Source organism: Geobacter sp. OR-1 (assembly GCF_000813145.1).
In the GTDB taxonomy this organism is placed as follows: Bacteria; Desulfobacterota; Desulfuromonadia; order Geobacterales; family DSM-12255; genus Geoanaerobacter.
In genome coordinates, this window is the sequence record NZ_BAZF01000003.1 from 235,055 (window position 1) to 254,115 (window position 19,061).

16 protein-coding genes and 1 other RNA gene are annotated in these 19,061 nt (G+C 57.8%); 3 read left to right on the forward strand and 14 right to left on the reverse strand.

Annotated elements, in window-relative coordinates; genetic code table 11:
* Positions 1 to 13: 13 nt before the first annotated feature.
* The 13 genes from argF to larB form a co-directional block, all read right to left on the reverse strand.
* Positions 14 to 922 carry an ornithine carbamoyltransferase gene (gene argF / locus OR1_RS04705; RefSeq protein WP_041970318.1) on the reverse strand — a complete coding sequence of 303 codons (909 nt, stop codon included), beginning with the start codon at positions 920 to 922 and terminating at the stop codon, positions 14 to 16.
* The gene (locus tag OR1_RS04710) at positions 919 to 2,703 is read right to left on the reverse strand and encodes a tetratricopeptide repeat protein (RefSeq protein ID WP_041970319.1); all 1,785 of its coding nucleotides are present in this window, start codon (positions 2,701 to 2,703) and stop codon (positions 919 to 921) included. The genes argF and OR1_RS04710 overlap by 4 nt, the downstream gene beginning before the upstream one ends.
* Positions 2,704 to 2,728: 25 nt before the next feature.
* The gene (locus OR1_RS04715) at positions 2,729 to 3,922 is read right to left on the reverse strand and encodes an acetylornithine transaminase (RefSeq protein ID WP_041970321.1); all 1,194 of its coding nucleotides are present in this window, start codon (positions 3,920 to 3,922) and stop codon (positions 2,729 to 2,731) included.
* Positions 3,923 to 4,058: 136 nt separating this feature from the next.
* Entirely contained in the window at positions 4,059 to 4,934 is an 876-nt protein-coding gene (gene argB, locus OR1_RS04720; RefSeq protein ID WP_041970322.1) for an acetylglutamate kinase, read from the reverse strand.
* Positions 4,935 to 5,046: 112 nt separating this feature from the next.
* Positions 5,047 to 6,186, reverse strand: a complete 1,140-nt coding sequence (locus tag OR1_RS04725) for a hybrid sensor histidine kinase/response regulator (protein ID WP_041970323.1) — start codon at positions 6,184 to 6,186, stop codon at positions 5,047 to 5,049.
* Between the two features lie 51 nt (positions 6,187 to 6,237).
* Positions 6,238 to 8,868 (reverse strand): alanine--tRNA ligase, encoded by a 2,631-nt coding sequence (gene alaS / locus OR1_RS04730; protein ID WP_041970326.1) that lies wholly within the window; start codon positions 8,866 to 8,868, stop codon positions 6,238 to 6,240.
* Positions 8,869 to 8,919: 51 nt separating this feature from the next.
* On the reverse strand, positions 8,920 to 9,393 hold the full coding sequence (locus OR1_RS04735; protein WP_041970327.1) for a regulatory protein RecX: 474 nt from the start codon (positions 9,391 to 9,393) through the stop codon (positions 8,920 to 8,922).
* On the reverse strand, positions 9,393 to 10,556 hold the full coding sequence (locus OR1_RS04740) for a type IV pilus twitching motility protein PilT (protein ID WP_041970328.1): 1,164 nt from the start codon (positions 10,554 to 10,556) through the stop codon (positions 9,393 to 9,395). The genes OR1_RS04735 and OR1_RS04740 overlap by 1 nt, the downstream gene beginning before the upstream one ends.
* 52 nt (positions 10,557 to 10,608) lie before the next feature.
* Entirely contained in the window at positions 10,609 to 11,595 is a 987-nt protein-coding gene (recA, locus tag OR1_RS04745; protein ID WP_041970330.1) for a recombinase RecA, read from the reverse strand.
* Positions 11,596 to 11,706: 111 nt separating this feature from the next.
* Complete coding sequence (locus tag OR1_RS04750) at positions 11,707 to 13,830, reverse strand: ATP-binding protein (RefSeq protein WP_041970331.1); 2,124 nt, start codon at positions 13,828 to 13,830, stop codon at positions 11,707 to 11,709.
* A gap of 3 nt (positions 13,831 to 13,833) precedes the next feature.
* Complete coding sequence (locus OR1_RS04755) at positions 13,834 to 14,379, reverse strand: nicotinamide-nucleotide amidohydrolase family protein (RefSeq protein ID WP_041970333.1); 546 nt, start codon at positions 14,377 to 14,379, stop codon at positions 13,834 to 13,836.
* Positions 14,376 to 15,542 carry a nickel pincer cofactor biosynthesis protein LarC gene (gene larC, locus OR1_RS04760; RefSeq protein ID WP_041970335.1) on the reverse strand — a complete coding sequence of 389 codons (1,167 nt, stop codon included), beginning with the start codon at positions 15,540 to 15,542 and terminating at the stop codon, positions 14,376 to 14,378. Before larC ends, OR1_RS04755 begins: the two co-directional genes overlap by 4 nt.
* On the reverse strand, positions 15,539 to 16,291 hold the full coding sequence (gene larB / locus OR1_RS04765; protein ID WP_041970337.1) for a nickel pincer cofactor biosynthesis protein LarB: 753 nt from the start codon (positions 16,289 to 16,291) through the stop codon (positions 15,539 to 15,541). Before larB ends, larC begins: the two co-directional genes overlap by 4 nt.
* Positions 16,292 to 16,544: 253 nt before the next feature.
* On the opposite strand from larB, the gene aroF reads away from it, so the two are divergent.
* From aroF to OR1_RS04775, 3 genes are all read left to right on the forward strand, one after another.
* A complete protein-coding gene (gene aroF, locus OR1_RS04770; RefSeq protein WP_041970339.1) occupies positions 16,545 to 17,570 on the forward strand; it encodes a 3-deoxy-7-phosphoheptulonate synthase in 1,026 nt (341 codons plus the stop codon).
* 41 nt (positions 17,571 to 17,611) lie between these two features.
* Positions 17,612 to 17,788: non-coding RNA, 6S RNA (gene ssrS / locus OR1_RS21390), on the forward strand.
* A 57-nt stretch (positions 17,789 to 17,845) separates the two neighbouring features.
* Positions 17,846 to 18,676, forward strand: coding sequence for a formylglycine-generating enzyme family protein (locus tag OR1_RS04775; protein WP_041970341.1), 831 nt, complete (start codon positions 17,846 to 17,848; stop codon positions 18,674 to 18,676).
* A 16-nt stretch (positions 18,677 to 18,692) separates the two neighbouring features.
* Here OR1_RS04775 and OR1_RS04780 read toward each other — a convergent pair whose 3' ends face one another.
* The gene (locus OR1_RS04780; protein ID WP_041970343.1) at positions 18,693 to 19,043 is read right to left on the reverse strand and encodes a hypothetical protein; all 351 of its coding nucleotides are present in this window, start codon (positions 19,041 to 19,043) and stop codon (positions 18,693 to 18,695) included.
* Positions 19,044 to 19,061 lie beyond the last annotated feature (18 nt).

A 19,061-nucleotide genomic window follows, 5' to 3' on the forward strand; every position in this document is an offset into this window, starting at 1 on the left:
GATATTGGTCAGATTATTTTATTAATGTGGCCATAATGGCCTTCTGCACATGCAACCGGTTTTCTGCCTCGTCCCAGACCACGGAGCGCGGCCCTTCGATGACCGAGTCGCTGATCTCCTCGCCGCGGTGGGCCGGCAGGCAATGGAGGACCAGGCAGTCCGCCTTCGCCAGGCTGACCAGGGTGTCATCGAGGCAGTAGCCGACAAACGCCTTCTCGCGCACCTTCTGTTCCGCTTCCTGCCCCATGCTGGCCCAGACATCGGTGTTCAGCACGTCGGCTCCGCTAACCGCCTCGCGCGGATCAGTGGTCAGGATCAGCTTTGCCCCCTTGTCTCTGGCCCAGGCGAGCACCCCGGCATCCGGTTCGTACCCCTTGGGGCAGGCGAGCCGGAGTTCAAAGCCGAAAATGGCGGCAGCCTCGATCCAGGTGTTGGCCATGTTGTTGCCGTCGCCGACCCAGGCGTAGGTGAGGCCGTCATATCTGCCTTTGTGCTCGATGACGGTGAAGATGTCGGCCATGATCTGGCAGGGGTGGAACTTGTCGGTAAGGCCGTTGATGACCGGCACATCAGAGTAGCGGGCGAACTCGTCTACGATCTCCTGGCCGTAGGTGCGGATCATGACGCCGTCGCAGTAACGAGCCATGACCCTGGCCGTGTCCTTGATCGGCTCGCCGCGTCCCATCTGGGATGTCGCCGACGAAATGAACAGCGGCTGGGCACCCAGCTGATAAACGCCGACCTCGAACGAGATACGGGTCCGGGTGGATGATTTTTCGAAGATCAGGGCGACGCTCTTACCTTTGAGGAGGTGATGCTCCGTGCCGTTCTTCTGCTTGGCCTTCAATTCGCCGGTCAGCTTGAAAAGCGCATCCAGTTCCGATTTGCTGTACTGGCTCAGCGCCAGGAAATGACGGGTCATTGCTTAACCTCTCGTTGTTCTTTTTGTTGAAATATCCAGGTGCTCATCATCTCGTGATACGCCTCTTCAAGCGAAGCGGTAAATGCCGGTACATCGCAGAGCCTTGAACCGGCAACCCGGTTTCGGACAGTCTGGCGCAAAGCTTCCAGCTTGTTGAGATCGTTTGCCAGCCGGACTGCAGATGCAACATAGGCATCTTCAGAATCGGCAATGAGATCCTCTAATCCGGCGTGCGTCAGGATGCTTGCTCCAACCCTGGCCGCGTGGCGTGCGCCCCGCAGGGTTATTACCGGAACCCCCATCCAGAGGGCATCGAAGGTGGTGGTAGTGCCATTATAGGGGAAGGTATCAAGGGCGATGTCAATTTCGTTGTAGGAGCGATAATGGTCCTCGATCGATGCGGTAAAGGAGCGTAACTCAATGCGGCTGCTTTCGAGTCCATGGTTACGGAATCGTTCCAGCAGGCGAGATCCCAGCATGGGGTCTGCAAAGGCCTTGCTTTTCAGGACAAGTCTGGAGCCGGGCAGTTGGCTGAGTATGGACGCCCAAAGGGCGATGACCCGGTCGTTGACCTTGGCCAGATTGTTAAAGGAACCGAAAGTGATCCGGTTGCTTCCCCTGGCGGGCAGCGGCGCAACATCCGGCGATGTTGCCGGCGGTTCATAGCATAAAAAGCTGTCGGGCAGGCGCAGCAAGGTTTCGCTGGCATGCCTGTCGTCTTCATCCGTCGGGTCGGCAATCCTGTCGGTCAATCGATAATCAATGGCTTTCAGGCCAGTGCTGCAGGGATAGCCAAGCCAACTCACCTGAACCGGTGCCGGTTTCAGGGCGAAAACCGGAAGCCGGTTGTTTGCCGTATGGCCGGCAAGATCCACGAGTATGTCGATCTCGTCGGTTCGAATGAGCCTGGCCAGCTCCTGGTCGCTCATCTGTTTCACGAAGTGCCATACGTCAGCCGCATTCTGCAGCTGTTCCGTACAGTTATCAATGGTCTGTTTGTTGTAATAGCAATAGGTTGTCACTCTGCTGCGGTCATGGGTTTTAACCACAGGGAGCATAAAATAGCCGACCGGGTGGTTGCAGAAATCAGGGGACAGATAGCCAACCCTGATCGGCCGATCCAGTGTTTGTGAGTTTTTGTACTGCGTATAGGGCTGGAGCGGATGTCCGTGCTGAATGTCCCATTGCTGGTGGGCATCCGCAAGGGTAGCCGGCGTCTGGAGCGGATCGTACTGGAGGATCATCAGGATGTTCGAATGTGCCACCAGAAAGTCAGGGCGGATCGCCAGGGCCTGCCGGTAACAGCTTAAGGCCTGGTCAAGCGCCATCTGATCTTTGTAGGTATTGCCAAGGTTCAGCAACGTGACGGAATTGTTAGGCGCAATTTCCAGGGCCTTCCGGAAACAGGAAATTGCTTCGTCCAGGCGTGCCGCATGGTGGTAAACAGTGCCGAGGTTTATGTAGGCCTCGGCGCACCCGGGCATCAGGGGTATTGCCTTTTGGATCAGTTCGATTGCTTCAGCGTTGTTCCCCTGTTGAAATTCAGATACCCCCAGCAGGTGGAGAGCGTCACCGTTTTTGGGCTGCTGAACGAGTATTGTCCGATAGACGGTTGATGCCTCTGCCAGCCTGCCTGACTTATGGGCATCGGTTGCCCGGGCCATTGCCGCCTTCAGATCCGTAAGACGATTGTTAGCAGATGCGGATGAAGAGCCATAGCAGCATTTTTTGAACTTAAGCCCGCTCCCGCAACTGCAAGGATCATTACGGTTGATTGTCATTGAACACCCTTACGGTTCATTGCGGTCAAAGTTCCCGGAAAATATCGGTTAAAATCGCTACCATCTTGTTCACATCCTGCTTTGAAACGATGAGCGGCGGGACAAAGCGCAGGACCTTGTCCTGGGCGACATTGAGCAGGACTCCCCGCTCGTGCCCCTTCTTGACGATGTCTCCGGCAGGAATGGACAGCTCCATCCCGATCATCAGCCCGATTCCGCGGACATCGGTGACAAATGGGAATTTCTTGCCCAGGGCTTCCAGTTCGCCCAGGAGATATTCACCCATCTCTTCGGCCCGGTTCAGGATGCCGTCTTCCAGGATGCACCTGACAGCGGCTATGGCAGCGGCTGTAACCAGCGGATTGCCGCCAAAAGTGGAGCCGTGGGTGCCGGGACCAAAGGAAGCCGCGACTTCGTTTCTGGCCAGCATGGTGCCGATCGGCGCCCCGCCGGCCAAGGCCTTGGCCAGGGTCATGATGTCCGGCTCGACTCCGAAATGCTCATAGGCGAACAGCTTGCCGGTCCTGCCGATCCCGACCTGGACCTCATCGAAGATGAGCAGCAGTTTGTGGCGATTGCAGATCTCCCGGACTGCCTGGAAATAATCTGCTGACGGCACCACTACACCGCCTTCGCCCTGGATCGGCTCCAGCATGATCGCGCAGGTCTGGGGGGTGATGGCGGCTTCAAGGGCAGGGGCATCGTTGAACGGGACATACCGGAAGCCATGCAGCAGGGGGTCGAAGAATTTCTGCACCTTCTCCTGTCCGGTGGCCGAGACGGTCGCCATGGTCCGGCCGTGGAACGAGGCGAGGGCAGTGATTATCTCGTACCGTTCCGGGTTGGCGTGGGTCTCCCGGCTGTGTTTCCGTGCCAGCTTGATGGCGGCCTCGTTGGCCTCGGCGCCGGAGTTGCAGAAGAATGCCTTGTCTGCGAACGAGTTGGTGCAGAGGAGTTCTGCCAGTTCTATCTGTTGCGGGATCTGGTAGTAGTTGGAGCAGTGGATCATGGTTGCGGCCTGATCCTGGATCGCCTTCACCACCTTGGGGTGGCAGTGGCCGAGGTTGTTTACCGCCACGCCGGCCAGAAAGTCGAGATACTCCTTGTCGTCCGCGTCCCAGACGCGGCATCCTTCGCCACGTACCGGCACGATCGGGTACCGGCCGTAGGTCTTCATGATGTACTGGTCCGATTTTTCTATCCATTGAGCAGAGTTCATCGTAGGTTCCCCAAGAAACGTGATATTTGTGTCAGATTGGTGCTTCCGCAGAAGCTCCCGCGGAGGCGTAGCAGCGCTACGCCGCACAAGAGGAGATTCGAGGACGGCGCCAAGATGACGGGAAGAGCACGTTTCATTATGCGATCTCCGTTCCTACGCCGACATCGGTGAATATCTCCAGCAGCACGGCATGCCGGACCCGGCCGTCGATGATGTGCGCCTTCCGGGCCCCTTCCTTAAGCGCATCCACGCAGCATTCGACCTTCGGAATCATGCCGCCCGAGATGGTGGCGTCATTGATCAGGCGCGGCACGTCGGCGAGCTGAATGCTCGGGATCAGTGCCCCTGACTTATCCTTAACCCCTTCCACATCGGTCAGGAGCATCAGTTTCTCGGCGTGCAGCGCGCCGGCGACCCGCCCGGCAACCAGGTCGGCATTGACATTGTAACTTTCGCCATTGGCCCCGACCCCTACCGGGGCGATGACCGGGATGAACTTGCCGTGTTCCAGGGTCTGGATCAGCTCCTGGTTGACCTTGACCACGTTGCCGACGTAGCCGATATCGACCATTTCGGCCGACCCGTCATCCCCCTTGATCTCTTGAAGCATCTTCTCGCACAGGAGCAGGGTGCCGTCCTTGCCGGACAGCCCGACGGCACGTCCGCCATGCTGGTTAAGATACCCAACGACCTCTTTGTTGACCTGGCCGGTCAGCACCATCTCCACCACCTTCATGGTTTCGCTATCGGTCACCCGCATGCCGCGGACAAATTCCGAGACAATGCCGTACCGTTTCAGGGTGTCGTTGATCTGCGGCCCGCCGCCGTGCACGATGACCGTATTGATCCCGAGCGATTTGAGGAGAATGACATCCAGGGCGAACGATTCTTTGAGTTTCTCGTCAGACATGGCATGGCCGCCGTACTTGATGACGATGGTCTTGCCGGAGAACCGGCGGATATATGGCAGGGCCTCCATCAGGGTGTTGGCCTTGTCGATCAGATGCTGCATAAACTCTCCGCAAACGGGCTGAAATGCCGGATAATGAAGAATGGGTAACTATAGCAGAAAAGTTGGATTTATCAACCCGAAAGAAGCGAATATCAGGGTTTTTAGCGGGTAATCAGGCGGGAATTTCCAATTCTTGCATGGGTAGGACAATGGTGGCGCAGGAGCCTTTGCCTGCTTCGCTTTCGATGCTTATCGTGCCGCCATGGAGACGAACAAACTCCCTGGAGTAATACAGCCCCAGTCCGAAACCCCTTACCTGGCCGGTGTTGGCGGGGTCTACCTGGTAGAACTTCTCAAAGATCTTGGGAAGCTCTTCCCTGGATATTCCTGCTCCGGTATCGCGAACCTGCAGGACTGCCCGGTCTTCCGAACTCTTTAACGAGATGGAGACCTGCCCGGTATCTCCGGAGAACTTGTAGGCGTTTTCAATGATCTGGCGGATGGCAAAGCCGAGTTTTTCCCGGTCAGCAGAGATCGGGGGGAGGGGGTCGATATCGAGGACCGACTGCAGACCGCTTTTGCTCAATACTTCCTTTGATTCCGCTATCGATTGCATGATCAGGGTCGACAGGTCGCACCGTTCGAGACGCAGAGATTCCCCGTTTACCATGACCCTGCTGAAGGTGAGCAGTTCTGCAATCATCCGTTCGAGATAGCAGGCTTCATTGTAGATCATTTTTACGTTCTGCTTGTAAATCTCGTCTTCCGGGTCGAAGAGCCCGGTGGCGAGATTCTGGAGAAACAGGGAGATGGCGGTAATCGGGGTCCGGAACTTATGCGAGATGAGGGACAGGAAATTCGTCTTCAGCCGGTCCAGGTTTTTCAGGCTCGCCAGTTCTTCCTTGAGCTCTTTCTTTACCAGTGCCTTATCTACCGCGGTTTTAAGCTGCAGGAGGTTGAGCGGCTTCGCGATAAAGTCGTCGGCATCGTCTTTCAGGGCGTTCAGGATGATATCCTTCTCGGCAAACCCGGTCATGATAATGACAACCGAGGTCGGGTCGATCTCCTTGACCTTTTTCAGGAGATCGAGCCCGTTCATTTTCGGCATCATCACGTCGGTCAGGATGACGTCGACTCCTCCCTGTTCAAAAAGAGAAAGCGCATCGGTTCCGTCGCACGCCTCAAGGACGCTGTACCCCTTCAGCGCCCGGCTGCAGAGATCGCGAATGATTGCCTCATCATCGACAATCAGGATGGTCTTGTTGCACTCTCCGGTTGCCGGATCGTTGCTATGGGTTTGGGAGAGGATCATGATATCCCTTGTTGATAAATCAGATTCGCGAATCTCTGTTGCCTGTTTGCGTCAGGCGATCAGTTCGGCCGCCTTCTCCAGTGCGTCCTTGAGTTTCTCCGGCTGACTCCCCCCTGCCTGTGCCAGGTCGGGTTTGCCCCCGCCGCTGCCGCCGATGATCGGGGCCAGTTGCCTGATGAGATCCCCGGCCTTGAACCTGGCGGTCAGCTCTTTGGTCACTGCAACCAGCAGATGCGCCTTCCCCTCGGAGACGGCGCCGATGACGATGATTCCCGAACCGAGCCGGTCCTTCAGTGTATCCGACAGCTCCCGGAGCCCTTTCGGGTTGGCATCGCCGATCTGTACGGCAAGAAGCTTGATACCGTTGATCTCCTGCACCCCGGCAAGAAGGTCCGAAGAGTGGGCAGAGTTCAGTTTCCCCTGCAGTGACTCCAGCTCGCGCTGCATCTCTTTCTGCCGGGCAATCAGCTTCTCAAGCTTGTCGACCGGATCGGAACCTTCGGCTTTGAGCATGGCGCTGATACGGCGTTTTTCGTCCTCCAGCGCCTGCACATGGCGCAGCGCCCCGGCGCCGGTAAGCGCCTCGATCCTGCGCACACCCGCTGCTATGCCGGCTTCGGAAACGATTTTGAACAGCCCGATCTCCCCGGCGGCATGGACATGCGTACCGCCGCACAGTTCCATGCTGAATTCGCCGACCCGCACCACGCGGACGCGCTCACCGTATTTCTCCCCGAAAAGGGCTGTGGCGCCGCTATCCATTGCTTCGGCAACGTTCATCTCGGTTGCCGTGACATCGGAATTTTCCATTATGTAACTATTGACGATCTCCTCGGCTCTGGTGATCTCTTCATCGGACATCGCCGCGAAATGTGTAAAGTCGAATCTCAGCCTCTCAGGGTTGACCAGTGATCCGGCCTGCTTTACATGGTCGCCCAGCACCTGGCGCAGGGCGGACTGCAGGAGATGCGTCGCGGTATGGTTCCTGGCGGTCGCGGCCCGGTCCTTGGACGATATCTTCAGGTCGGCGGCGTCTCCCTTGCGGACCGTCCCTTCATTCACCTGCGCATGATGGATAATCAGATCGGGAAACGGCCTGCTGGTGTGCGTAACGGTCAGATGGGCCGCGCCTGTGGAGATGGTTCCGACATCGCCCGCCTGGCCGCCGGATTCTCCGTAGAACGGCGATGAGTCAGTTACTATCTCGATCTCTTCACCGGTACCTGCTTCGTCGGCTTCCTTGCCCCCCTTTACCAGTGCGGTAACCGTGCCGTAGGAGCAGCGCTCGCCATAGCCGACGAATTTGGTCCTGACACCGGCGTTGTGCAGGCTCTTGAAAATGGTGGCAATGCCCTCTTCGCCCGATCCTTTCCAGTTTTCCCGGGCCTGTTCACGCTGGCGCTTCATGCAGGCCTCGAAGCCGGCTTCATCGAGGACGAAGCCTTCTGCGGCAACGATATCCGCGGTAAGATCGATGGGGAAGCCATAGGTGTCGTACAGCTTGAATATCGTCTCGCCCGGTATCACCTTGCCGCCCGATTTCTTAAGCGAGGCCACTTCGTCGTTAAGAATGGCGAGCCCGCGGTCGAGGGTCTCCGCAAACCGCTCCTCCTCGGCCTTTATCACCTTTTTTACGTATTCTTCCCGCTCCAGCAGCTCCGGGAACGCGTCTCCCATGATTCCGTTCACTGCATCCACTGCCCGGTACAGGACCGGCTCGGCAAAGCCGAGCATCTTGGCATGGCGGGCCGCACGGCGCATGATGCGGCGGAGCACGTAGCCGCGCCCTTCGTTTGAGGGGAGCACGCCGTCGCAGATCAGGAAGGTCACGGCGCGGGAGTGGTCGGCAATGACCCGCATGGAGACATCGTCTCTGTCATTGGTCCGGTATTTTTTGCCGGAAAGTTTCTCGATATGCTTGATGATCCCCTGGATGAGATCGGTGTCATAGTTGGATTTCACCCCCTGCATCACGGTGCAGATCCGCTCCAGCCCCATGCCGGTATCTACCGCCGGCTTCGGGAGCGGCGTCAGAGTACCGTCCGCAGAGCGGTTAAACTGCATGAAGACATTGTTCCAGATCTCCATGTAACGGTCGCAGTCGCAGCCCACGGCGCAATCCGGGCTGCCGCACCCAACCTCCGGGCCGTTGTCCCAGAAGATCTCGGTGCATGGGCCGCAGGGGCCGGTGTCGCCCATGGACCAGAAATTGTCTTTTTCGCCGAAACGGTAGATCCGGTCTCTGGGCACCCCTTCCTGCTTGTGCCAGATATCGGCAGCTTCGTCGTCGTCGGTGTACACCGTTACATAAAGACGGCTCTTGTCCAGCTTCAGCTCTTTGGTCAGGAATTCCCAGGCAAAGGCAATCGCTTCTTTCTTGAAGTAGTCGCCGAAAGAAAAGTTGCCCAGCATCTCGAAGAAGGTATGGTGGCGGGCAGTGCGCCCGACATTTTCCAGATCGTTATGCTTCCCGCCGGCCCGGACGCATTTCTGGGAACTGGCCGCCCGGACATAATCCCGCTTTTCCATGCCGAGAAAACAGTCTTTGAACTGGTTCATCCCTGCATTGGTGAACAGGAGCGTCGGATCGTTGTGCGGAACCAGGCCCGAGCTCTGTACGATGGTATGGCCGCGCTCCATGAAAAAAGTAAGAAATTTTGCCCTGAGTTCTTTGCCGGTCATTGTTAAACCTCTGATTGAAATGGATAAAACTGGAAACCAGTTAATAAAATATTATTCAAATTCTGTTGAAACCGTTTTGAAGACGGTCATGATCGCGCCGGTGGAAAAGCCCCGCCGTTGCAGAAAGCCGAAGATCCGGCGCTTCTCGCGATCGTCCGCCGTAAAGGGATCAAATTCCGGGAACCGGCGGCGTAACAGCATCCGCAAGGTCTCAGTTTCATCCGAGCCCGATGTCAGCTCGCTAATCACTTCGGACGCCGTCGCCTGGTCAATCCCCCTCTGCCGCAGCTCTGCCCGGAGGCGGGGACCGTAGCACCGTCCCCCTTCCAGGGCGGCTGCCGCCCATCGTTCCGCATACCGCCGGTCATCGAGATAACCTTTTTCCTGCAGAGACGAGATCGTCGCTTCGGCAACCTCCGGGGAAAAGCCGTTGCGGATCAATTTCCGTTTCATCTCGGCCTTACTGTGGTCCCGGCGGGCAAGAATGCGGATGGCCGATTCGCGGGCTTTTGCCTCGTCCGTCATCAGAATTTCTCGATGTCGATCTTCCCGTCTTCTCCGACTCCGTCATCATGCTTTTCCTCTTTGGTGAACTGGTCCCAGGAGGCATTGGAAGTGGAGGAAATGCCCGAGACCTTGAGGGCAAAGTCGTCGGGGTTGGATGACTGCCGCAGCGCCTCTTCATAGGAGATCAGCTTGCTGGTGTACAGCTTCATCAGGGACTGGTCGAATGTCTGCATGCCGTATGAGATAACCCCCTGGGATATCGCCTCCGGTATCTGCTTGGTCTTCATTTCGTCGTCAATGCATTCGCGGATCCGCGCCGTGCCCAGCAGGACCTCAACTGCCGGCACTCGCCCCTTGCCGTCGGCCCGGGGCACCAGCCGCTGGGAAATTACCCCCTTGATGACCGAAGAGAGCTGAGTCCTCACCTGGCGCTGATGGTACGGCGGGAATACCGAGATGATCCTGTTGACGGTTTCCGGGGCATCCAGGGTATGCAGGGTCGACATGACCAGGTGGCCGGTCTCGGCCGCGGACATTGCCGTTTCGATGGTTTCCAGGTCACGCATCTCACCGACCAGTATCACGTCCGGGTCCTGGCGGAGGGCGCTTTTCAGTGCCGAGGCGTAATTCAACGTGTCGAAACCGACCTCGCGCTGGCTGATGATGCTTTTCTTGTCGCGGTGGAGGAATTCCACCGGGTCCTCGATGGTAATGACATTGGTGGTGCGGGTTTCGTTGATATATTCAATCATGGCGGCCAGGGTGGATGACTTGCCGCTGCCGGTAGTCCCGGTGACCAGGATCATGCCGCGCTCTTCGGCGGCAATTTTCTTTAGGACCGGCGGGAGATTGAGTGCATCCAGGGTCGGGATGGCAAACGGGATCGAGCGAAACACCATGGCTGTAGAGCCTCGCTGGCTGTAGACACTGACGCGGAAGCGGCCGAGCCCTGGAATCCCATGGGCAAGGTCGGTTTCGTAATGCTGGGCGAACTGCGTCTTCTGGCGTTCGTTCATTATGCTGTTGGCGAGTTCGCTGATGATGTCGGGCGTAAGCCGCGGAACGTTGGGCATCGGATGGAGCTTGCCGTCGATCCTGACAATAGGAGGCTGCCCGCTCTTGAAATGGATGTCGGAACCTCGTGCCTTGACCGCTAGGGTGAGGATTTCATTAAGGTTCATAGGGTCTCCTGTGGCAAATGCCTTGATCCGGCGAATGCGGAACCGCGAACTGTCAGCGTGCTGCTTCTTCCCTCAGTTTTGCCTCTATTTCGGCCAGGGTTTCCGGACGATCTTTAAGGAAAACCCTGGCGTTTTCGCGGCCCTGTCCGATCCGCTCTTTGCCGTATGAATACCAGGCCCCGCTTTTTTCCACGATGTTGCGATCAACCGCCAGGTCGAGCACATCACCCTCCCTGGAGATCCCTTCGCCGTACAGGATGTCGAATTCGACCTCTTTGAACGGCGGCGCCACCTTGTTCTTTACCACCTTGACCCTGGTGCGCGAGCCGATTACTTCGTCCCCCTTCTTGAGCGAGGCGATCTTCCTGATATCCATTCTTACCGAGGCGTAGAACTTGAGGGCATTTCCGCCTGTTGTTGTTTCCGGGTTGCCGAACATCACGCCGATCTTCATCCGGATCTGGTTGATGAAGATGACACAGCAGTTGGATTTGCTGATAATCCCGGTCAGCTTGCGCAGCGCCTGGGACATGAGTCGCGCCTGGAGACCCATGTGGGAATCTCCCATTTCGCCTTCGATTTCGGCTTTTGGGACCAGGGCGGCAACGGAGTCGATAACCAGCACGTCGATGGCGCCGCTACGAACCAGCATTTCGGCTATTTCCAGGGCCTGCTCGCCGGTGTCCGGCTGCGAGACCAGCAGGTCGTCGGTTTTTACCCCGAGTTTGCGGGCATAACCGATGTCCAGGGCGTGTTCGGCATCGACAAATGCCGCAATGCCCCCCAGCTTCTGGGCCTCGGCAACAATATGCAGTGCCAGGGTCGTTTTGCCCGATGACTCTGGCCCGAACACCTCCACCACGCGGCCGCGGGGGACGCCTCCCACCCCCAGGGCCATATCCAGGGAGAGTGCCCCGGTGGATATGGCGGCGACGTCGGGCAGCGCCTCTTCATTGCCGAGGCGCATGATGGCGCCCTTGCCGAACTGCTTTTCAATCTGTGTCAATGCAAGCTCAATGGCCTTTTCCCGATCGCTCATGGATGAATCTCCGATATCATGGTCTTAACAACAGTAAATTAAGGCAACAGTGAGGGTGATAGCATATAATAGCCCGGATTTTCAACTCCTCTTTGGGGAGAGCTCCGTCTGTCAGTTCAACAGGGGCGGATTTGCCTCCTCGGTTTGCTCGGCATCCTGATTCCCCTGCAGGAACGGGAGCGCCGGCTGCAACTCCGCCTCCTCGGTCGGGAGAAGCACGAAGAAAGAGCTGCCCGGCGACTTGTCCGGGTCCTGACGGGGGCTTTCCACCCATACCATCCCGCCATGCGCCTCGATCATCCCTTTTACTATGGAAAGGCCCAAGCCCGGTCCTTTGCCCTGGAATTTGGTCCTGCCGCTCGAATGATGGCGGATGTCGCCGGCGCCGTAGAATTTGTCGAAAATGTGCAGGTGGTCATCTTTGTTGATACCGATGCCGCTGTCCCTGATCTCGACGAGAATAAAGCTTGCGGTGCCGGCAGTATCGAGAAAGCCGGGATTGAAGAGCGAGAGGGTCTCCCGCTTTGACTCCAGAAAAGATCTGTCGATTATGTGGGCGGAGATGAAGATCTCGCCTCCGTCGGAGGAAAACTTGATGGCGTTTTCGAGCAATTGGGAAAATACCTCCTCCAGGTATTCCCGGTCGGCAAAGAAGGACGGAATGGTTTCAATATGGCCGATAACGAGTCTTTGGCTGCGCTCTTCCAATACCGGCACAAAATGCTCGTTCATACCGGTCAGGAGTTCCTGCAGATCGATCGGCGCCCTGGAAATGGCAAAGCTCTTGGATTCAAGACGGGCCACCTTAAGGAGGTTGGTCACTATATCGTTGAGCCTGGTCCCGCCTTCGTTGATGATCGATATGAGCCGCTGCTCTTCGGGTGATCGCGAGGCGCTGCTTGCCTGCAGGAACTGGGTTCCGCCAATGATGCTCGTCAAAGGGGTCTTGAATTCGTGCGAGACGATCCCGAGGAAATGGGTCTTCATCCGGTCCAGCCGTTCCAGATCCTTGTTGGCCCGTTCGACGAGGGCAAGGTTCATCTTGAGCCGCTTCTGGGAGAGCGCCAGCTGGTGGCTGTTCTTTTCCAGCAGGGTGTAAGAGCGGAGCAGTTCTTCGGTTTTCCAGGTGAGTTCCGCAAACACTCGGGCATGCTCGATCACCATACCGATCTGGTTGCCAACGGTGTGCAGGAAACGGATATCCTCCTGGCTGCAGGAGCGGGGCGTTTCGGAAAAGATGTGCAGAATGCCGACCGCCTTCTGGTTGGCAAATAGCGGGACACCGGCCAATGCCTTCCAGCTGTGGTCTCCGGCAGCCTGCACGACCTGACATGGCTTTTGTTGAGCCGAAGGGAGGGAATAGCAGCAGTGCCGTTCATGTGCCGGGCAGACGCATTGCCCGATCAGCAGAACCATATCTTCGGAAAGATTCCGCTGGATCGCCAGCGGCATCTTGTTGGTGGACCCGTCCAGCAGGTGCATCATCCCGGCCTCGGCCCCGAACGCTTCCATTGTCTCGGTCAGAATCACCTCCAGGACCTTGTCCATCTGCAGGCTCTGGTTGGCCTTGGCGATAATGCTGTTGAGTATCGACAGTTCCCGGTTGCGCTGCTTGATCTCCTTTTCCACCCGGCTCCGGTAGGTGATGTCGCGCACCGTAACATGGACCACCTCTTCGTCATCCAGGTCTATGAGCCTCGCCTCGACTTCGCCCAGGAACTCCTCGTTGTCCTTTCCCCGGAATGTCAGGGAATCGACCCGGCCCCGGCCGCGGCGTTTGACCCGCCTGGCCAGGTCGCTGAAGCGCCGCCGTTCGGCAGCGGGTGTCAGGTCTTTCCCGGCAAGAGTGAGCATCTCATCCTTGCTGTAGCCGAATAGCTCGGTCCCTTTCCTGTTAACCTCCTGCAGCTGATTGGTCCTGGCATTGAAGACGAATACCGCATTGCCTGCCCCTTCCAGCAGGCACTTATAGCGACGGGCCGTCTTGTCCACTTCCCGTTTCATGTCAACCAGCCGCTCCAGAGCGTCCGCTTCCTTCTTTTCAAGGGCGGCCCGGCCTTTTCTCAGCATGATCTGGTGGACCAGGAGGAACACCGTAATCAACATGAGCGTTGGCCAGGAAAGATACTCCGCCGCCTTCCAGGTGCTGAATTTGGCTGACAGCAGCAGTCCGCAAAGGAGACCGATCCCGATGCAAAGGAGTTGCGAGAGCTGATCCATTTTCTTGGGGCTCATATGCTACCTTTTCAACTTGTTGGGGGCGGTGGCGAGGTGGTGTATTGCCCATTCCATTGCGCTTGTGGCTGAGAGGATGCGGATATTATTCCTGCTGCCGGAAAGTTGCAGGAGCTTGGCACTGGAGCCGTTGCAGTCAGCGAGTCCCAGGTAGACGGTTCCGACCGGTTTTTCTGTGGTGCCGCCGTCCGGGCCCGCAATGCCAGTTATCGAGAGTGCCAGGTCGCTGCCGGTCTTGCGGAGAATCCCCTCTGCCATGGCTGCGGCAACTTCAGCGCTCACCGCGCCGTTGCGTTCGATGAGGTCAGGGGGCACCCCTAGGAAAGCGGTTTTGGCCGGATTGGCATAAGCCACAACTCCGGCAACGAAATATGCCGAACTCCCGGCCAGTTCGGTCAGCATCGAGGCCAGCAGTCCGCCAGTGCAGGATTCGGCAACCGAGATCGTCAACCCCCTGTTCTTCAACAGCGATGCCAGGGCCTGTATGGATTCGCCGCTGTCGCCGGAAGATGCGGACAGGGCGGGATTCTTCAGGGGTGCGGTATTCATGGCTCTTCCGCAGCAGTTTTCTCGATCAAACGATAAACATCCGGAAGCGGCATCCCCAGTTCGATTGCCAGCCGCCGGCATTCCTCGAATTCCGGATAGGTCCGGAAACTGCCGTCGGGCAGCCGGACTTTTTTGACATTCACCGGACCGAGAGCGGTGTCAAGCGACGCCGTATTACGTTCGAGCACCCTTCTTTCGACCGGATAATAGCGGGTGCCGATGGCAGTGGATTCGGTGAACACCAGGTTTGCCAGGCCGTCGAGGTGCGCTTTGTCCGTTATGACCGTCAGCCTGAATCCGGGGCGGTTTTTTTTCATCTGCAGAGGGGAGAATGCCACATCCAGTGCCCCGGCCTCGAACAGGCGGTCCATGAGGAACCCCATGATTTCCGGGTTGATATCATCCAGGTGGGTTTCCATGACCAGGATACTCTCCCGTGGCGACACATCTCCCAGAAAGGCGCGCAGCAGGTTTGGCCGCTGTTGGCACTCTTTCGTTCCCGCTCCGTAGCCGATAGCCGTGATGGTCATTTCCGGCGCCGGACCTTGGGCAGTCGAGAGCGCCGCAATAATTGCCGCACCGGTCGGGGTCACCCATTCTCCCGGCACATTGTCCGGCGTAACCCGCAGCCCTTTGAACAGTTCCGCCGTAGCCGGTGCCGGTACCGGCAGCCGGCCGTGGGCCGTCTCTACCCAGCCCGAACCGAACGGCAGGGGGGAGCTGGCGATTGTTGCCATCCCCAGGTAATCGAGTCCGATGGCAGTGCCGACAATGTCGACGATTGAATCGACAGCACCGACTTCGTGGAAATGGACCTTGTCAAGCGAAACCCCGTGTACCGCGGCTTCAGCTTCGGCCACTCTGAGAAATATCTTTTGGGACAGCGACCGGACCGTTTCATTCAGCCCGCTGACGGAGATCAGCTCTTTGATGTCGCTGTAACAGCGGTGGTGGTGCTGCTCCGGGGCCTCAACCATGAAATGGGTCGCTGCGATGCCGAGCCGGGTCGTTTTTGCCGCTGAAATGCGGAATGAACCCGGAGGGAGGGACAGTTGCGCAAGCCCTGTCTGCAAAACCTCCATCGGTACGCCCAGGTCCAGCAGCGCGCCGATGGTCATGTCTCCCGATATGCCGGCAGCACAGTCGAGGAATAGAGTTTTCATGATGCCTTGTTGATCAGGGATGCGGCATAGCCGGCACCGAACCCGTTGTCGATATTCACTACCGTAACCCCTGACGCGCACGAGTTCAGCATTCCCAGGAGGGCTGCTATGCCGCCGAAGGAGGCGCCGTAACCGACCGAAGTTGGAACCGCAATCACCGGCCGGTCAACCAGTCCGCCGACCACTGACGGGAGAGCCCCTTCCATCCCGGCCACTACCACCAGAACCGTGGCGGTCTGCAGCAGTTCTCTGCGCGCAAGAAGGCGGTGAATTCCAGCCACTCCCACATCGAACAGCTGTTCCACCCGGTTCCCCATTATCTTTGCCGTGACAACGGCCTCCGCGGCCACCGGGATATCTGAAGTCCCGGCTGATATCACCAGGATCGTGCCGCGCCCGATTATCTCGACCGGCTGCCGTTCGACGGTAATGCACCCGGCATCCTTGTGGTGGCAGGCATCGGGGAAGTGGGCGCACAACTTCACTCCCTTTTCTTCCGAAAGCCTGGTGACAAGGACATTGTTTCCTTTGTCGAGGAGGGCGATCATGATCTTTTCGATCTGGCCGATGCTCTTCCCCTGGCCGAAGATCACCTCGGGATGCCCTTGCCGCAGCTTCCGGTGATGGTCTACATTGGCAAACCCGAGATCTTCAAAGGGGAGGTGCTTCAGTCTCTCCAGGGTATTCTCCACCGAGATGCTTCCCGTTGCCACCCCTTCAAGTAATCGTTTCAGTTCAACTGAGTCCATTGGATCATCCTGCCGAAAAATATCGAATAATTGTATCATGTGCGAAGCAAAATAAAAGTGTAAAGGGATTGACCGTCACGATTGCCCCTGTTATTGTTGGGCTGTTTCGCAAAACTATTGCGGGCCGATCTGCGGTGTTGCCGCCTGCGTGCAGCAGGCATACCGGGTTCCCCGTGAATTCGTGCCAGAAACTGTAAGTTTATCCGGATTCCGATTCTGCCGGCTGTTTTCCGGACTTGTCAGGAGGATCAATATGCTTATTGTTATGAACCACAAGGCTGGAGAAAAGCAGATCGAAGCCGTCAAAGAGGCGATCAAGGCGTTGGGGCTGACCGCTGCCCCCATTCCGGGTAGTGAGCGGACCGCCATCGGGGTGCTGGGGAACAAGGGGTATGTCGATGACACCACCATCCGCAATCTTCCCGGCGTGCAGGAGGTAATCCACGTCTCAAAACCTTACAAACTGGTCTCGCGCGACTTCCACCCCCGAAACACCATCGTCAAGGTCGGCAGTGTCGAGATCGGGGAGGGGCGCCCTCCGGTCGTCGCAGCCGGACCTTGCGCGGTCGAGAGCGAGGAGCAGATCATGAAGACTGCCCGGGCGGTGAAAAAGGCGGGGGCCATGCTGCTGCGCGGCGGCGCCTTCAAACCGAGGACCGGGCCGCACACCTTTCAGGGGATGCGGGAAGAGGGATTGCTGCTGCTGGAAAAGGCCGGCAAGGCAGTCGGCCTCCCTATCGTTACCGAGGTGATGAGCCCTGATAATGTGGGGCTGGTGGCCGAGCATGCCGATCTGCTTCAAGTCGGCGCCCGTAACATGCAGAATTTCGATCTTCTTCGTGAACTCGGTAAGATCCGCAAGCCGGTGCTGCTCAAGCGGGGGATGAGCGCGACGGTGGAAGAATTTCTGGCAGCAGCCGAATACATACTCGCCGAGGGGAATCACAACGTAATCCTCTGCGAACGGGGGATCCGGACTTTTGAAACCGCCACCCGCAATACGCTCGATCTGGCGATCGTTCCGTTGATAAAGGAGCTGTCGCATCTGCCGATAATGGTTGACCCTTCGCATGCCACCGGCAAGCGGAGCCTGGTGCCGCCGATGTCGAAGGCTGCTCTGGTCGGAGGAGCGCACGGCGTACTAGTCGAGGTGCATCCTGAGCCGGAAAAGGCGCTTTCCGACGGCCCGCAATCTTTGACCTTTGCCGGATTCGACCGGCTGATGGACGAAATTACCAAGCTTACCGCTTTCCTTGGCTGGGGTGAAAAAGCATCTTGATTTTTCCGCGGTACGGCGAGTAGAATGAGTCCAGATTAACGCTCTCTCTGTCATGTTCGTTAGACTTATAAAGCCCAGGCGGAATGCTCATATCACGGGATACTTTTGCGGTCGCGGTGTGCTGCCCCTTGCGGGAATTGCCTGAAGCGGCACAAAGGAGCCCACTTTTAAGGGAACTCGCTGAGAGGCCCCTGAGTCGACGGCATGGCGGAGAGATTGCACAAGGGGAGGCGCGATAACCGCCTCCCCTTTATTATGTTGAGGGTTAGTGAATTATGCGCAGGACCAACCGTATTTTCCTCACATTTTTAATAGCGCTCCTCCCTCTTGCGGCCATGGCCGCGGAAAAACCCGGCGTTCTTTTTCGGGACCGGCTGAAGCAGGGGAACAACGGCCCCGAATTGCTGGTCATCCCTGCCGGCAGCTTCCGGATGGGAGCCGTTCATGGCGGAGGCGACAGCGACGAAAAGCCGGTGCACCTGATTACCATTGCCAGGCCGTTTGCCATAGGCCGGTACGAGGTGACCTTTGCCGAGTACGACCTCTTCTGCGCTGCAACCGGACGTGAGAAGCCGAAGGATGGGCGCCGGTGGTTTCCGTTCTCAAACTGGGGGAGAGAGAGACGGCCGGCAATCAATGTAACGTGGGATGATGCCGTAGCGTATACGCGCTGGCTTTCCGAACAGACCGGCCGGACTTATCGCCTGCCGAGCGAGGCCGAGTGGGAATATGCCGCCAAGTCGGGGAGCGAAGACCGTTACTGGTGGGGGTTCAATGTCGGTGAGAACCGGGCCAACTGCAAGGGGTGCGGCAGCAAATTTGATGGCAAGAAAACCGCTCCGGTAGGGACGTTTCCGGCGAACCGGTTCGGTTTGTTCGATACTGCCGGTAATGTCTGGGAGTGGTGCCAGGACCGGTGGCACGAAAGTTACGAAGGAGCGCCTGCAGACGGGACCGCCTGGGAAGCGGGTGACGATCAGCGCCGCGTCGAGCGCGGCGGATCATTCGGCAGCAAGCCGCGCTATGTCAGGTCATCGGCCCGCGGCCGTGGCAAGCCGACCGACAGGTATGTTTATCTCGGCTTCAGGGTGGTAAGGGAGTTGTAGCCGGCACCGGCCTGATTTAGTCGAAAAATTCGCTCTCCATCAGGTCCATTACCCCTTCCGGAGTGAATGGAAAACTGGTCACATGCTCTTTGCCGCTCTGGTCTTTCCATGTCCAGCGGATAATCTCCCCTTCGCCCGATTGCTCTCGGCTCAGCGGGTCGGGGTCCAGTTCCTTCAGAACCTTCCAGATCCCTTCCATGTCAATCAGTTCAACCCCTTTCAGGCCGTCAAGCGAATCGATATTGGCCAGGAAGCGATCGAGCAGTTCATAGTCAACCAGCGCCTCATCTTCTCCCCACCATTTCACGATACAATGCCCGGGCTTCCTGTTCCTGGTAATGCTTTCCTTTAACTCGGCGTGGTTCATGGCCCCCTCCCGAATGAG

Excerpts from the sequence above, each read along its gene's own strand:
- argF (WP_041970318.1), bottom strand. The coding sequence starts at position 922 with ATGACCCGTCATTTCCTGGCGCTGAGCCAGTACAGCAAATCGGAACTG.
- OR1_RS04710 (WP_041970319.1), bottom strand. The coding sequence starts at position 2,703 with ATGACAATCAACCGTAATGATCCTTGCAGTTGCGGGAGCGGGCTTAAG.
- OR1_RS04715 (WP_041970321.1), bottom strand. The coding sequence starts at position 3,922 with ATGAACTCTGCTCAATGGATAGAAAAATCGGACCAGTACATCATGAAG.
- argB (WP_041970322.1), bottom strand. The coding sequence starts at position 4,934 with ATGCAGCATCTGATCGACAAGGCCAACACCCTGATGGAGGCCCTGCCA.
- OR1_RS04725 (WP_041970323.1), bottom strand. The coding sequence starts at position 6,186 with ATGATCCTCTCCCAAACCCATAGCAACGATCCGGCAACCGGAGAGTGC.
- alaS (WP_041970326.1), bottom strand. The coding sequence starts at position 8,868 with ATGACCGGCAAAGAACTCAGGGCAAAATTTCTTACTTTTTTCATGGAG.
- OR1_RS04735 (WP_041970327.1), bottom strand. The coding sequence starts at position 9,393 with ATGACGGACGAGGCAAAAGCCCGCGAATCGGCCATCCGCATTCTTGCC.
- OR1_RS04740 (WP_041970328.1), bottom strand. The coding sequence starts at position 10,556 with ATGAACCTTAATGAAATCCTCACCCTAGCGGTCAAGGCACGAGGTTCC.
- recA (WP_041970330.1), bottom strand. The coding sequence starts at position 11,595 with ATGAGCGATCGGGAAAAGGCCATTGAGCTTGCATTGACACAGATTGAA.
- OR1_RS04750 (WP_041970331.1), bottom strand. The coding sequence starts at position 13,830 with ATGAGCCCCAAGAAAATGGATCAGCTCTCGCAACTCCTTTGCATCGGG.
- OR1_RS04755 (WP_041970333.1), bottom strand. The coding sequence starts at position 14,379 with ATGAATACCGCACCCCTGAAGAATCCCGCCCTGTCCGCATCTTCCGGC.
- larC (WP_041970335.1), bottom strand. The coding sequence starts at position 15,542 with ATGAAAACTCTATTCCTCGACTGTGCTGCCGGCATATCGGGAGACATG.
- larB (WP_041970337.1), bottom strand. The coding sequence starts at position 16,291 with ATGGACTCAGTTGAACTGAAACGATTACTTGAAGGGGTGGCAACGGGA.
- aroF (WP_041970339.1), top strand. The coding sequence starts at position 16,545 with ATGCTTATTGTTATGAACCACAAGGCTGGAGAAAAGCAGATCGAAGCC.
- OR1_RS04775 (WP_041970341.1), top strand. The coding sequence starts at position 17,846 with ATGCGCAGGACCAACCGTATTTTCCTCACATTTTTAATAGCGCTCCTC.
- OR1_RS04780 (WP_041970343.1), bottom strand. The coding sequence starts at position 19,043 with ATGAACCACGCCGAGTTAAAGGAAAGCATTACCAGGAACAGGAAGCCC.